The 17,306-nt window shown below is 40.7% G+C and carries 4 protein-coding genes; all 4 read right to left on the minus strand.

The features are described from left to right. Positions 1–63: 63 nt before the first annotated feature. The 4 genes from MKX75_RS19445 to MKX75_RS19460 all read right to left on the minus strand — a co-directional run bounded on the left by MKX75_RS19445 (position 64) and on the right by MKX75_RS19460 (position 17,147). Positions 64–9,387: a hypothetical protein gene (locus MKX75_RS19445; protein WP_339166460.1), complete on the minus strand. Its 9,324-nt coding sequence runs from the start codon at positions 9,385–9,387 to the stop codon at positions 64–66. 25 nt (positions 9,388–9,412) lie between these two features. Next, complete coding sequence (locus MKX75_RS19450; RefSeq protein ID WP_339166461.1) at positions 9,413–10,243, minus strand: DUF1629 domain-containing protein; 831 nt, start codon at positions 10,241–10,243, stop codon at positions 9,413–9,415. A gap of 17 nt (positions 10,244–10,260) precedes the next feature. Further along, positions 10,261–15,669, minus strand: a complete 5,409-nt coding sequence (locus tag MKX75_RS19455; RefSeq protein ID WP_339166462.1) for a DVUA0089 family protein — start codon at positions 15,667–15,669, stop codon at positions 10,261–10,263. A gap of 242 nt (positions 15,670–15,911) precedes the next feature. After that, positions 15,912–17,147, minus strand: coding sequence for an OFA family MFS transporter (locus tag MKX75_RS19460; RefSeq protein ID WP_339170524.1), 1,236 nt, complete (start codon positions 17,145–17,147; stop codon positions 15,912–15,914). Positions 17,148–17,306 lie beyond the last annotated feature (159 nt).

Consider the following 17,306-nt stretch of genomic DNA (forward strand, 5'->3'; position numbering starts at 1 on the left):
CACTACATTCAGTTCATCTGAAATAAAAAAACTAACCTTATGATTGCAGCCTATAACTATGAATTATCTTATGGGTAAAATCACCTGTACAGGTACTCCTTTTTGAGTGTTGGTTCCATCTCCTAACAGGCCTCCCTGTCCCCAGCTCCATAACTCCCCACTTTGCAGAAGTACCGTACTGGTATTGGTCCCTCCTGCAACCTGGACTCCTTGACTTAAGTTTCCTACTTGCACCGCTTTGTTGACAGAAGAGCTGGCTGGAATCACGACTTGTCCATATATGTTATAGCCCCAGCCCCATACTCGTCCTGTCTCATCCACCGCCAAGCTGTGTGTTCCTCCCGCGCCAATACTCCGGATATTCTCCAGTCCTATCACTTTCACAGGGAAATTCGATCCAGAGGTTGTTCCATTTCCCAACTGACCACTTCCGTTACTTCCCCAAGACCACACCGTTCCATCTCGCTTTAGAGCCAGCGTGTGACCCGATGAGCTACTATCTGCAAGAGTCACCACGTCTTCTATAGAGGCAACTTTATAGGGGGAGCTGCTTTCAATACTCCACACCGTCCCATTACTCAATAACGCATGTTTACCTGTGACACTCACCACACCTGTTAATTTCATGGGTTGTGGAGTCGCACCCAGATTGCCACCCCAACCCCACAATGTGCCGTCTGCTTTGACGGCATAGCTTCGATTCTGCAAGGCTCCTACGGCAATCACTTCGCTGAGTTTAGGAACAGCTTTGGCTACACTTTGTTGCACGACCGTTCCATCGCCCAATTGACTCTGAGCATTATTTCCCCATGACCACACGGTTCCGTCTGACTTCAGTGCCAAAACATGGCCACTTCCCGCCGAAACTTCAACGATGGATGTCAAACCAGACGCTTGTACTGCAACCGTTTTGGACGTTTTCGTCCCATCTCCCAGCTGACCATAGGCATTGTTCCCCCATGACCATACACTTCCATCCTCTCGGATGGTGAGTGTAAAATCGCCACCGGATGACAGTTTTTTCCGTGTCTCAGGTTGGCCATTCGGATCTACCTGTAACCAACCTGCTTTCGACCAGTCTGACCACAACTGCTGATCCTTCACGCGTACTCGAACTTGTACCTTTTGGTTGACCGGCAATGCTTCACTCACCGTCCAGCTTCCACTAGCTAATGACGTATTCTGCTCTATTTCTCCTGAATCGAGAAGCACTGTTCCCTTCTCATCTAGAATCTGGATTTGAGCATGACTAAATACTGTTTGTATCACATCAGTTTGTATCCAGCCCAGTGTTGGTTTAGTTACGCGAGATAAAGAAGGTGTTTCACTCGCACCAGCAGGGAACGTCATCGTCACCTCCGGTGCAGTGTTCCACAATACAGGAACAGGTACTCCTTTTTGAGTGTTGGTTCCATCTCCTAACAGGCCTCCCTGTCCCCAGCTCCATAACTCCCCACTTTGCAGAAGTACCGTACTGGTATTGGTCCCTCCTGCAACCTGGACTCCTTGACTTAAGTTTCCTACTTGCACCGCTTTGTTGACAGAAGAGCTGGCTGGAATCACGACTTGTCCATATATGTTATAGCCCCAGCCCCATACTTGTCCTGTCTCATCCACCGCCAAGCTGTGTGTTCCTCCCGCGCCAATACTCCGGATATTCTCCAGTCCTATCACTTTCACAGGGAAATTCGATCCAGAGGTTGTTCCATTTCCCAACTGACCACTTCCGTTACTTCCCCAAGACCACACCGTTCCATCTCGCTTTAGAGCCAGCGTGTGACCCGATGAGCTACTATCTGCAAGAGTCACCACGTCTTCTATAGAGGCAACTTTATAGGGGGAGCTGCTTTCAATACTCCACACCGTCCCATTACTCAATAACGCATGTTTACCTGTGACACTCACCACACCTGTTAATTTCATGGGTTGTGGAGTCGCACCCAGATTGCCACCCCAACCCCACAATGTGCCGTCTGCTTTGACGGCATAGCTTCGATTCTGCAAGGCTCCTACGGCAATCACTTCGCTGAGTTTAGGAACAGCTTTGGCTACACTTTGTTGCACGACCGTTCCATCGCCCAATTGACTCTGAGCATTATTTCCCCATGACCACACGGTTCCGTCTGACTTCAGTGCCAAAACATGGCCACTTCCCGCCGAAACTTCAACGATGGATGTCAAACCAGACGCTTGTACTGCAACCGTTTTGGACGTTTTCGTCCCATCTCCCAGCTGACCATAGGCATTGTTCCCCCATGACCATACACTTCCATCCTCTCGGATGGTGAGTGTAAAATCGCCACCGGATGACAGTTTTTTCCGTGTCTCAGGTTGGCCATTCGGATCTACCTGTAACCAACCTGCTTTCGACCAGTCTGACCACAACTGCTGATCCTTCACGCGTACTCGAACTTGTACCTTTTGGTTGACCGGCAATGCTTCACTCACCGTCCAGCTTCCACTAGCTAATGACGTATTCTGCTCTATTTCTCCTGAATCGAGAAGCACTGTTCCCTTCTCATCTAGAATCTGGATTTGAGCATGACTAAATACTGTTTGTATCACATCAGTTTGTATCCAGCCCAGTGTTGGTTTAGTTACGCGAGATAAAGAAGGTGTTTCACTCGCACCAGCAGGGAACGTCATCGTCACCTCCGGTGCAGTGTTCCACAATACAGGAACAGGTACTCCTTTTTGAGTGTTGGTTCCATCTCCTAACAGGCCTCCCTGTCCCCAGCTCCATAACTCCCCACTTTGCAGAAGTACCGTACTGGTATTGGTCCCTCCTGCAACCTGGACTCCTTGACTTAGGTTTCCTACTTGCACCGCTTTGTTGACAGAAGAGCTGGCTGGAATCACGACTTGTCCATATATGTTATAGCCCCAGCCCCATACTCGTCCTGTCTCATCCACCGCCAAGCTGTGTGTTCCTCCCGCGCCAATACTCCGGATATTCTCCAGTCCTATCACTTTCACAGGGAAATTCGATCCAGAGGTTGTTCCATTTCCCAACTGACCACTTCCGTTACTTCCCCAAGACCACACCGTTCCATCTCGCTTTAGAGCCAGCGTGTGACCCGATGAGCTACTATCTGCAAGAGTCACCACGTCTTCTATAGAGGCAACTTTATAGGGGGAGCTGCTTTCAATACTCCACACCGTCCCATTACTCAATAACGCATGTTTACCTGTGACACTCACCACACCTGTTAATTTCATGGGTTGTGGAGTCGCACCCAGATTGCCACCCCAACCCCACAATGTGCCGTCTGCTTTGACGGCATAGCTTCGATTCTGCAAGGCTCCTACGGCAATCACTTCGCTGAGTTTAGGAACAGCTTTGGCTACACTTTGTTGCACGACCGTTCCATCGCCCAATTGACTCTGAGCATTATTTCCCCATGACCACACGGTTCCGTCTGACTTCAGTGCCAAAACATGGCCACTTCCCGCCGAAACTTCAACGATGGATGTCAAACCAGACGCTTGTACTGCAACCGTTTTGGACGTTTTCGTCCCATCTCCCAGCTGACCATAGGCATTGTTCCCCCATGACCATACACTTCCATCCTCTCGGATGGTGAGTGTAAAATCGCCACCGGATGACAGTTTTTTCCGTGTCTCAGGTTGGCCATTCGGATCTACCTGTAACCAACCTGCTTTCGACCAGTCTGACCACAACTGCTGATCCTTCACGCGTACTCGAACTTGTACCTTTTGGTTGACCGGCAATGCTTCACTCACCGTCCAGCTTCCACTAGCTAATGACGTATTCTGCTCTATTTCTCCTGAATCGAGAAGCACTGTTCCCTTCTCATCTAGAATCTGGATTTGAGCATGACTAAATACTGTTTGTATCACATCAGTTTGTATCCAGCCCAGTGTTGGTTTAGTTACGCGAGATAAAGAAGGTGTTTCACTCGCACCAGCAGGGAACGTCATCGTCACCTCCGGTGCAGTGTTCCACAATACAGGAACAGGTACTCCTTTTTGAGTGTTGGTTCCATCTCCTAACAGGCCTCCCTGTCCCCAGCTCCATAACTCCCCACTTTGCAGAAGTACCGTACTGGTATTGGTCCCTCCTGCAACCTGGACTCCTTGACTTAGGTTTCCTACTTGCACCGCTTTGTTGACAGAAGAGCTGGCTGGAATCACGACTTGTCCATATATGTTATAGCCCCAGCCCCATACTTGTCCTGTCTCATCCACCGCCAAGCTGTGTGTTCCTCCCGCGCCAATACTCCGGATATTCTCCAGTCCTATCACTTTCACAGGGAAATTCGATCCAGAGGTTGTTCCATTTCCCAACTGACCACTTCCGTTACTTCCCCAAGACCACACCGTTCCATCTCGCTTTAGAGCCAGCGTGTGACCCGATGAGCTACTATCTGCAAGAGTCACCACGTCTTCTATAGAGGCAACTTTATAGGGGGAGCTGCTTTCAATACTCCACACCGTCCCATTACTCAATAACGCATGTTTACCTGTGACACTCACCACACCTGTTAATTTCATGGGTTGTGGAGTCGCACCCAGATTGCCACCCCAACCCCACAATGTGCCGTCTGCTTTGACGGCATAGCTTCGATTCTGCAAGGCTCCTACGGCAATCACTTCGCTGAGTTTAGGAACAGCTTTGGCTACACTTTGTTGCACGACCGTTCCATCGCCCAATTGACTCTGAGCATTATTTCCCCATGACCACACGGTTCCGTCTGACTTCAGTGCCAAAACATGGCCACTTCCCGCCGAAACTTCAACGATGGATGTCAAACCAGACGCTTGTACTGCAACCGTTTTGGACGTTTTCGTCCCATCTCCCAGCTGACCATAGGCATTGTTCCCCCATGACCATACACTTCCATCCTCTCGGATGGTGAGTGTAAAATCGCCACCGGATGACAGTTTTTTCCGTGTCTCAGGTTGGCCATTCGGATCTACCTGTAACCAACCTGCTTTCGACCAGTCTGACCACAACTGCTGATCCTTCACGCGTACTCGAACTTGTACCTTTTGGTTGACCGGCAATGCTTCACTCACCGTCCAGCTTCCACTAGCTAATGACGTATTCTGCTCTATTTCTCCTGAATCGAGAAGCACTGTTCCCTTCTCATCTAGAATCTGGATTTGAGCGGAAACAAATTTAGTTTTATTTCCTCCCTTCTGTTCCCACTTAATTAAAGGTTTTCGAGCTTGAATAGAGACTATTTCATTATTTGCTTCAATTGGATAAACCAGCTTTACTGTGGGCTTCATATCTTCTATTTCTATCCATTTATCCTCCGACCACTCACCCCACATGTATCCATTATGTTCTCTAATTTGTATCTTCCAACGACCATTTGGTAAAAACTCACTAAAAACAAGTTCTCTCACTTGTTTATTTTGTACTTTGCTAATCTCTCCAGAGTCATAGTAAATTTCATTATTCTGATTAAGAATTCGCAGTTGCTGTTTTGAATCCTCACTATAAATCCAATTCTGATCAACCCATTCTATTGTCCAATCATACGTTGAAAGTTTAGTCGGTTGATCTTCACTTCCTACAGGTTTGAGAATCTTAGTAACGGGTTTTTCTACTGTTTTCACTTTTGTTGGAACATTACTCATATCGGCAGTACCAATTCCAAGTTGACCTTTGGAGTTATCGCCCCATGACCAAATGCTTCCATCCTCTGATAGAGCAAGAGAATGTTTATCTCCACCACTTACATCAATGATATTAGATAATTGTTTGATCAATTGTGGCGTACTGGTTTCTGCCCCAATTTTCCCATTCCCAAGTTGACCATTCATGTTGAGTCCCCAAGTCCAGACATTTCCCGAATAGTCAATAGCCAAGAAGTGATTAGCACCACTTCCCACTTTTTTTATGTTATCTATATTTGGAACTTTATAAAAATTACCTCCTTGGTTCCCAGTCCATACAATTCCATTTCTATCAAGTGCAATAACTTTTTGCCCATAGGTTGAGATATCAATTATATTTTCTAAATAAGGTATTTTAAATGGTTTATCACTAGTTAACTGCCAAACCTCGCCATTAGCTTTAACAGCAAGTGCACCTTCAATTAGTCTAGTTCCATAAAATCCTTTTATCTCCTGAGGATTCCTATAATTGTCATTTCCCCATCTCCATACCGTTCCATCTTCCTTAAGAGCGTACCTATCATGATAAATGCTCACGTCGATTACATTAGATAGTTTTACTTCTTTTACCACACGTTCCAAATTATTTGTGACTAATTCTAATACCGTTTTGTCATCTTTAAGAGCTACTAAATTGTAACGATTCCTTGCTAATTTAGTGACTGAGGGAAGGTTATTTATTTGTGAAGAAACGTAGTTCTTCTTACCATAAATATCTCCAAACAGGGAAAACGTATTCTCTCCCCACCCAGACATATTTCCTTCTCCATCAATACTAAAACTATGGTCCTCTGAAGCTACCAAGCGATAAACATTAGAATGTTCGATAACTTCTTCTTTAGTCTTCACAATAACCGGGCTACTCATAGCAGATACGTTGCCACTTATATCAACTGCTCGAACAGTGAAAGAATATTCTGTGCTTGGTTCAAGATTATTTATAGTAACAAAGGTATCTGAAGTGCTCATGAGAAAACTTTCATTCTGGTATATTTCATAATTATAAAGTTCATTATCGTCAATTGATTCAGACCAACTCAAATCCACTTCTACACTTTTTGAAAAAGCCTTTAAATTTTGAGGTGTAGTTGGTGGTGTTGTATCAGCTTCATCACCAAATTTAACCTCTTTTGGAACAAGTACATTGGGAACAAATTTATTCTTTCTTCCCCACATCCATATAGATCCGTCCTGTTTTACTGCTGACACAAATATTGGAGAAACTTGTACCGAGTCAGTATCTTCCATATTTAATACTTTTTTCGGAGTATTAATTATCTTTTCAGGTAATCCAACCCCTAATCTTCCTTCTCCCTCTGGATCATTAAGCCCCCATGCCCATAACTGCCTGTCTCTGGTTAAAGCCATTAATGGTGCTTGTGTCCCTACTGTCTTATCCTCAGTAGATATAATTCTTTTCACGCTTTGAATATTTACCTTTGTTGGAACATAAACATAATTTTCTGTAGATCCAACACCTGCATTTCCAATCGAATTAACTCCCCATGAATATAGAGAACCATCCTTAGTAAGAGCAAATACAGTATGTCCCCCTGTTTCGATATGTTTAACTGGCACTCCTACAGGTATGAGCTCTGGAGAATAAACTACTTGCCTTCGATCTTCCTTACCTAAACCTAACTGAGATACCATATTATTTCCCCACCCGTACAAAAGACCAGTATCTTTAAGAACAAAGTTTGCGTTCGCAGCTATAGTTATTTTTTGGGCTTTGCCTACAGAATAAATAACTTGAGGCGTATTTATTTGTTGAGACTTTCCAGTATAACCCATGCCAAAAAGTTCATCCTGACCATACCCCCAGACCAATACGCTTCCATCTTTTGTTAAAGCAAGAGCATGCGTTGCACCAAACTCAATTGTAGTAACATTTGATAATTCCTTAATAACCTCAGGTTGATTAATTGATGAGACTTTCCCATTACCAAAAGGAATTTTGCTATTTCTCGAATCTCTTTCTATATCTCCCCATCCCCAAACAGTATCATCTGTTTTGAATGCATAGATCATTCTATTATGAATTTTAATATTTCTTGAATTAGCAAATCCATTTATTTTTATTGGCTTTCTACTATTTATAGGGTCTCCTCCCCAACCCCACACTGTTCCGCTCTTTTCAATAGCAAGTACAAAATCTATTCCCTGATGAACAGATTTAATATTTTTCAAGTTGCTGACCTGTATTGCTTTGGATCTATTCGAATTACTTCCATCTCCTAGCTGTCCCTTATAATTGTCTCCCCATGTCCATACAGAGCTGTCACTTTTTAAATTGACATGAAAGGATTCATTACTAGAGAAGGAAGGTCTTATTGGAGTTGTAACTTTAATTAATTCGCTAAACTTAGATGCATTATCTGCATGATCGCGGGCAATAATTTTGAAGTTATATACAGAATAAGGATTCAAATCCTCATAAATCCATGTTGTCTCTTTAGTAGTAAACAGTAATTCATCTTGGTCATTATAGATATCGTAAGTTGCTATTTCTATATTATCCTTAGCTCCTGACCAACTCAATTGTAGTTCGTCATGCTTTAAGTCAGATATTACAATTTTGTCTGGTGCGGTTGGAGGCGTTATGTCGTAACGTATAGTACGTTGAGACACAGCACTTATATTCCCCGCCGAATCAATTGCACGAGCATATAGCTGGGTAATCCCTTCATCAGGTACTACAAATGGATCTATGTATTCTTCCCAACTACCATCTACTCCAATTTTAATTTCTAACCATGGTCTTTGCATGCCATAGTTGTTGGTATCAATGGATACAAGAACCTCTTCATTGCTCCATTCTTCATAGGCATTCAGTAAAGGTGCTGGGGGAGATGTTCTATTTATTCGAACAGTATCCTGATTTGTATCACTCACATTTCCCGCAAAATCAATTGACCGGGCGTACACTATCTCACCCTCAGATGAAATCTTAAAGGGGCTTGTGTAATCAATCCAATTTTTTGTTACATCAGTACGATACTGAGACTTACTTGTCCCACTTTCGGCATCCTCTCCATCAACAATTGTTACTGTAACATCTCCGTTCGTCCATCCCGATGGATCCATATTGATACTTGGGATCTCTGGCCCCTTAGTATCAATATCTAATTTTAGTTTTTTGATTTTCTCAGTATTACCTGCACGGTCAATAGAACGAAAATATATAAGAGATTGAGATCCATTCACCTCCACAGGAACACTATAATTAGTCCAACTTTCTCCTTGATTCAGGCTATATTCGCTGTATTCTACCCCCGATTGGGTATCTTTTGCAACTAACTCAATTCGAACTGCAGTCGTATAATAACCTTGTCCTCCTTTTGTGCCTTGAATTATAGGGGTTGTTATAGGAGAATATGTATCTTTCTTGACACTGATTTTTGCTTGTTGTATAGGTTCCTTATTTCCATTATTATCGACTGATCTATATCTAATGACATAACCTTTATTCGCTGATAAAGTGAACGGACCAGTATAGTGTAGCCAACCGTTATCATCATCATCTAAGGTATATTCTGTCGACTGTATACCATTCCCCGTTGCAACTAGTACAACCTTCACAGGACCATAGTATATACCATTCAATCCACGGTTACCTGTAAACTCAATTAGAGTAGTCGGGGGGCCGAAGCCCGCCGATACTTTCTGTGTATTGTAAGGAAAAACGTTTATTATAAGGCTAAGTAAAACTAAAATATTTAAAATTTTTCTTATCAACTTAATAACCCTCCAGAGTAATATTTTATTTATCTGATTTTTCTATGATGTGCCATGATTTTCCCAATAATGTAGGTGGAATATAGGTTGGCTGTACCCAAAAATATTCGCCACTAGGCTCCAACTGTCCCATTATAAAAACACCTTTCTTACTGAGCTGAAGTTTCCATTTCCCATTAGCTACAGCTTCACCAGCTTCGATCAGTTTCACTGCTTCATTCCAGTTAAACCTTCTGCCTGGAAGGGAATCAACAAGGTCAATTAATGCTTTGTGTTTTTGCTCTAATTCGTGCTTCATTTCATCACTAAACTCGGAGTCCCAGAGTTCAATAAATTCAAACCCTTTGAGATTGGATGATAAGATCAAATTTCTGAAATCATCCGTAACTACTGGAAATGACCCAGGTCTTTGAGTAACTTTAAAGATAGGATGTTGACTGTAATCTATTTCTGGTTTGAAAACATATTCATTAATGTGCATAAGTCTACCTTCAAAAGTAGAATAATCTGATTTTTCAAGATCGAGAGCATCAATTACATTAATAACATTCACAAGATATAAATCAGTATCATTATTTTGGACAGGTAAAAATTCTACAAGTCCATCTATTAAAGGCTCAATAATCTTTTTAGTTTTCTGCCCAAAACAAGGAGTCAAACCATCAAAATGGACTATATCTTTGGTTCTTCCTTTTCTTCGAGTTAGCAGCAACCCTGATTCCCATCGATGTTTCATAGATTCACCTGTAAAATCAACATCTGTAGTCTTGAGAGTTGTCTTTTCTAAATTTTGATCTTTGGAATAGGACGTGACACCCATAGAGCTATTATCTGCAGTAACTTTCCAAATTTTCATAAAATTCCACCTCTTCTTTAATTTATCTTCCCTAAAACGAGTTCTTCTGACATTAGGTCTTTCCTTACTTCGTTCAGAGCATGTAATATATCTCTTTCAGAGTTTAAATCTTTGACTCTGTCCCAAACGTAGTTAAAATATTGCTCGGCATGTCTGCCCTTGTGTGAAGCCCATGTGACATATGTGTCTTTATCTACTAATATCTGAGCTGTTTTACTTCCGTTAGGTATCTGACTTCCAGTGGGTAACCAAACCCCATTAGCAGCAGAATTTAAATCTATCCCATATTTTTTCATCTTATCTCTTAAAAAACCAGCAGACTCATACGTCTCCGAAACTGGGACAAGGTGATGTGCTGCCCAGCCCTTTGCTTCAGGTTTACCCACTCCAGCGAGTTCTAACTGTTCTCCCAATATTACACTATCCTGCTTATTTTTTGTTTTACCAGGCTTCATTTTAGATGGGAGATTTTTGTAATTTTCTATAGTCAAAGAACAAGTATGATTATGGGTCCATATGCCAATCTCTGTAACATAGAATGTATGATACTCATCAACAGTGAAGTTATAAACTATTACCTTCTCATTAGATACTTCAATTCCTCTTATAGGAAGATACTCGTTCTCACTAGTTTCAAGTAAATCACCTACAATTAGTTCGCTGGTATATTTCCAACCTTGCCCTTCAACAAAGAATGGATGATTGCCAGTTACTTTAATTTGTTGATCTTCAACAAACAAAGTATATATTTGTTCAACTTCTTTTTGGAATAATTGGGTCACAGGTTTGTAGTCGATACTACCTGTTTCTTCGTTTTTGGACAGTACCGAATCTCCAACCTGAATATCTTCAATCTGCTTAAAACCATTATCAGTCTTAATGGGCGTCCCAGATGCAAAACAGTAACACCCACCTACTGTCCTTTTAAACTCTGCTAATCCTGCTATACGTTTTTTCCCCTTATTAAAGGTGCCTACTACTGGAACCATATTAATACCAGCTGTTAAAGCATCCAGATAGTTACCTTGAACCAAGTATATTAATCCATTACCAAACTCAGATATAGGAGCTAAAATGGGTATCATAGAGGTTTTATCTAATGAACGATGAATATAATCAAGTGGGTCTTCATTGGGTTGTAGCAACAAGCTATTTTCAGCATATTCCCAGAATCTTTCTAAACCATTAAGACCATACATAGTCTTAGACCAGTTATCATAGCCCGTTATTGGATTTACATCATCACCAGTAAATATATATCTTACATAGTGGTTATAGCATGCTTCACACTTGTCCTTGTTATCACTCGTAACTTCCACTCTCTTACTTCCATCAAAGAATTCTTCTGGTGGAGCAGGTATCCAATTGACTCTATTGAGGGGATTATTAGCAACTACAATTACGTAAACTTGTGCCAAATCTTTCCTACCTTTAGGATAGATTTGTGCCTGATAAAATCCGTTTTTCGCCCAATAACTAGTAGAATAGTTAGTTGAATAACTACTGGCATATAATTGACGATTTTCAGTTACATTCCCTTCCCACTTAAAAGTTACTGTGCTCCCTTTAGTTTTACTCCCCAAATTTTTTTTGAAAATAGTTGCAGAACGATTCACAGCAGGGAATATTTCCAATTGCAAATCACTTGTATTTATTCTATTTTTATATTTCATTTCTACATACTCTGTTTCATAATCAAACGGAGAAGGATCAAAAGAAAAGCTAGTAGGACCTACACTAGTCGACGCAGCAATTAGACCCGAATTCAAGGGTTCTTTACCGTAAATAATTTCATTTATCCATAGAGAAATTTGATAGTCTCCTACATCAGTAGTGGCATTAATTAAGTCCCTTCCTATCTTCAAGTAGTACTCTCCAGGCTTGATAAATGTGACATTGTCACCATTAGCACTAAATAACCCATAAAGATTTGATCTTGAGTCTTCAATAGAACCTGAACCTTTTGATAGATTAATAAAAATCTGTTCAGGTGTATCAAGCTTTATTCTGAAATAATCTATATCATATAGAGAGTTTGTTCTTAGGGTTGTACCATTCGGTTCAAATTCTCTGATTTCCCCCCATTCAAGCAACATAGCTGTTTCCTTCGTACTGTGAAATGCATCTTCTATCACTAGTCTTGAACGTACTGCTAATGAATCATAGCCACTTAGGACAATAAAGTAGGTGACTCCAGCCTGAAGAGTGATTTCGATCTTTGAAAAAGAACCACCGTATGGTTTAGAACCTTTTACATCATCATTAGAGGCAACAAGATTTCTTCGAGACTCATCACTGTATATTTGTAGAACCGTATCTTGATTCTCTCTTTTACCTTGATATCCTGAGGTGAAGAAGCGATATCTCCCGCTTTGATTAGGTTTAAATTGAAAAAAGTCTGATTGATCCGATGTAAGAGAAGATTCAATTGTTTCGCGAAGTTCAAGAGTCTTATAGGTGACTGGAGTTCTACTAACTAGTAAACGAGCATACAACTCTGTCTCTCCTACTCCATTCACACGTATATAATAAGGAACACCTTTTTCAAGTTGAATTGATACGAGTGAAAACTCAGAATCACCTTTGTCATCGTTATAAGCTATTCTTCTTGAAAATTCTGTATCAGAAAACAGTTCTATTTCAGTATCATTCTTGTTAGTAGTATAAGTTCCACCAAAGTAATTGGTAGTAACATTGTATGTCCCAGTCTCTCTAGGAACAAACAAATATATGTTGCTGTCCTTCACTTTTTCATTTATATCCACGGGTACATCTTGTTGTATATATGGAAGATCGGATTTAACAACTTCTGCTGTCAATCTTGTATTTATATTGTCATTTCCATAACCCTTAACCTTCACATAATAACTTTTCCCGCCGATAAAACTGCGGTTAATCTCTGAAAATGAAGTATCTTTAAAGTCATCATTTTCTGCTAGAAGATTCTTCAATTCCTTATCAGAATAAATTTCAAGGATAGTATCTTCATCCTGTTCTAAGATACTTGTGAATATTTTATAGACACCAGTAGTAGCCGGTTTAAACAAGAATAATGCTTGCTTTGATCTGATTTCAGCTGGATTATATACTATTAACTCTGTAATTTTGGTAGTAGAAGTTATTGTGGAGAACTCACTCTCAGAAGAAGGATATACAGCTGAAACTCCTATAGTATACGTAGTGAGTGGTTCTAAATTTTCAAAAATATAACTGCTATCCTCTGTACTTTTAATGTTTAGACCGTTAATCTGAACTTTATAACCTTGAGCCAGTTCTATATCATCCCAAGATAATTTAATACTATTTGATGATGGTGTGGCCACTAAACCAGTAGGGTTAGAATTAACGGGAGAATCGATACTAGCTAAAATGAGTGTGTAGGCTTCTCTACTATAGTCATTATCAAGCCCAAAAATTTTAAAATAATATTTTTGACCTTTTACAATACTTAATTTAAATTGAGTTGTGACTCTATCAGAATTAAAAATTATCTCGTCCAATTCGTTGTATACAACAATTTTGAATTTTTTACCATTAGGTACTATAAAGCTTACATCCGCATTTCCCGTAACATTAGAGTCAAGTCTATAAAAATCAATATCAGTAGGTGAGGAAATGTAAGAAACATAGCTATCACCCAAGTTAATAATTTTTGATGTCTCTTTGGTATCATTATCTTCATATGTATCTAAGATATCCTGCTCAGCTAATACTGATATGGTAAATTTATCATCATCAATACCCGATGGACGTGCGGGATATTGATAATGAATGATATATTCTCCAGGCAAAGTAGCCTTTGATGTCTGCCATGTGAATGATATTTTCTGATGCAGCACAGGATTGTTTATCGTTTGCGTCGCTAATATATTGGAAGGATTTGATTTCGGATAAACAATAATATTAATTTTATTGTGATTATTGTTCCCATTCTGATCTCCTTCCAACCTTAAAGAAACAGTTGCACTATCACCTGCCACAACACTCTGATTTTTTCCAACATAGTCATAAGAAGCTTTAGCAATTTCTCCCTCTTTAACAGGTTCATATATTATATGATTATCATCGTCTGACTGATCTGTTAATGGAGAAATGCTACCCGATATTATTCCCAGAGACTTAGCAATATTGACAAGCCCGACTCCATATTCGTCTTGATTTCCTAATGAAGTAGCAGTACCCAACAATTGTTCTTTGACTTGGCTGGCATCCCATTTAGGGTTCATGGACCATATTAACGAAACTGCCCCTGTGACATATGCAGCAGCAGAAGAAGTCCCAGAAAGCACACCATAGCCCCCATCTTTCCCGGTACTCAGAACATCTTCACCTGGTGCAACTATATCTAACTCAATACCCATACTGGAGAAAGAAGTTCTTAAATGTGCAGGATTTACAGCACCTACAGCGATAACTTCTGGATATCTAGCAGGATACATTACTGTATCTTCACCGTAGCCTGCATTTCCCGCTGATCCAATAATCAGTATGTTTTTTTCACTCGCAGTTTGGATCGCATCATGAAGAATTTCACTATACTCTTCACTCACAAAACTCATATTTATTACATTAATATCATTCTTGATCGCCCACTCAATACCCTGAATTACAGAACTTGTGAAACCCTCACCATCCTGATCTAATACTCTAACAGCGTATATTTCGGAATTTGGATTAATCCCACGTACTCCAAAAGAATTATCCAAGGCTGCTATAGTTCCTGCCATATGTGTTCCATGGCCGTCTTCATCTATGTAACTTTCATTATTCTCTAAAAAGGAAACACCGCCAGCTATACTCAAATCAGGATGATTGGTTATCCCCGTATCAAATATTGCTATCTTTATTTTCTTCCTATTTTGATCCGATTGAGGACTAATTAAATGCGCTCCTACAGCATAGTTGCCCCAAGGTATTGATTGTCTGCCTTCCGCTACTGCATAATCCTTAATAGAATAATTACCAGCAGTTTCTATACTCTTGTCAATTTCAATAGATTGAATTTTTTCTGTGTTAAGTAACTGGTTTACTTCAAAATCTGAAAGTTCCATTACAACTGTCTGTAGTGAATCCATTTGACTTTCTACATCGTAGTTTCTTAGTGTCTGAGTCATCATAAAATTATTTTGTTTACTCGGTTGTCTCAACTTAACCAAATACCTCTTTTTAAGTGTCTGTGAACTTTCATTACTATTCACATCTTGTATTACTTCGTCTGGTTCCTGAAAGGCTTGATCAGAATTTAATACCTTTTCTTCCGTCTTATCTTCAATCTTTTGAAGATCACCAGATGTAGTGTCTCTTTCTCCGATTTGAGTTTCTATTTGTTGCTCTTGTAAAGTATCCTCTTCTGCTTGTACATAACCTAAATTTAAATCTGTAACGAGTAACACCATAATTAAAAAAACTATTACTACCTTCTTCATAACTTTCCTCCTGGAGTATGTATATATTCTATTCTTAATCCATTACATTTATCGGTAATAAGAGAAATAAAATGTATACCTATTATGAAATTTTCAAGTAGTAATAATGTTTAAATTGTTTCAAAAAAAATAAAAAGACGATTCCGAATTGAAAATCGGAATCGTCTCAATATAACCGGTTATATTTTAGAAAAAGTAATTTGTTTTCTTTATCTTTATAATAATAGATATACAATTCAAAATTAGCTTGCCCGTGATGAAGGGTTAAGGTTCATCTGTTTTTCACGTTGACGTGCACGACGACCTTGACCTGGAGGAGTGATGATCAGTGCGAGCAACAGCGAGACAGCGCAGAGTACAGCAATTACGATAAAGGTTAAATGGAATCCGCCCAGCAGAGCGCTGATGAATGATCCGGCCAAAGCACCAAATCCAAATCCCTGATAGATCACACCATAGTTTTTGCTCTGATTTTTCAGTCCGAAGTAATCAGCCACAATCGCCGGGAATACCGTAATGTTCCCACCGAAGCAGAATGCAACGGCCGCCACACAGGCGAAGAAGATCCCGAAGGTCAGTGGAACCAGACTGAGTGTCATGACAGCTACGGCTGTAACCAGCAACGCACCAGCGATAACCTTCATTCGTCCTACTTTATCCGACAGCGCACCGAGAATAATACGTCCTGCCGTGTTAAAGATCGCAACCATGGCCACTGCGTTGGCAGCTGTAGCCACATCTAGTCCTGCAAGCTGTACACCGATATCTTTGACAATACCGATCAGATACAAGCCACTCATACACGCTGTGAAGAAAATAATGAACAACATATACGCTTCTTTCGTACGCAGCATCTCTTTTACCGTATAGTCATGACGTGCAACAACTTGTTTGGTTCCTTCCTTGCTTGCCGGAGCCTGTTCACGAACAACAGCTTCACGGATCAGGAATGATCCCGCAACGACCAGAACCAGAACGATAATGCCCCAGTACATAAATGCCTGAGCAGGACCAACGGCACCAATCAATGCCGAGTTCACATATTTGAACAATAAACTACCGGTACCGAAGGCGCCGACTGAGATCCCCGAGATCAGACCTTTACGCTCCGGGAACCACTTGATCAGATTAGATAGCGACGTAATATACGCCGTACCATCTGCAAAACCAACAACAAATCCAGCCAAGATATACAACAGTGTTAACGAAGTGACTTGGGAACTCAAAATAAGACCCAGCCCGAGCACAACCCCGGCTACACGGATCAGGCGCTGAAGACCCCAACGCTCCTGCAATCTTCCTGCAAACAATGTGGCAAATGCTAAAGCAAAACTGGTAATAGAAAAAGTTATCGCGACCGAGCTGACATCCCATCCGAAACGATCAGACAACGGTTGATTAAATAAACTCCAAGTATAGATGGTTCCAAGACCCATTTGTACAATGATGGTCCCCAAAACAATAAGCCAGCGGTTCATTTTTGTAGGTGCAAATGTTGATTCAGGTGTTGATGAAGCTGATGAAATTGCTGCTTTCATCGTGATCTCCCCTTTGCCGATGTCATATACATGAATGCGTTCACAAGCTAATCATACATGAGAGGGGATTCATTACACCGTTTTGAGCATGAGTTGCAT

The organism is Paenibacillus sp. FSL R5-0341, assembly GCF_037975235.1.
Classification (GTDB): Bacteria; Bacillota; Bacilli; order Paenibacillales; family Paenibacillaceae; genus Paenibacillus; species Paenibacillus amylolyticus_A.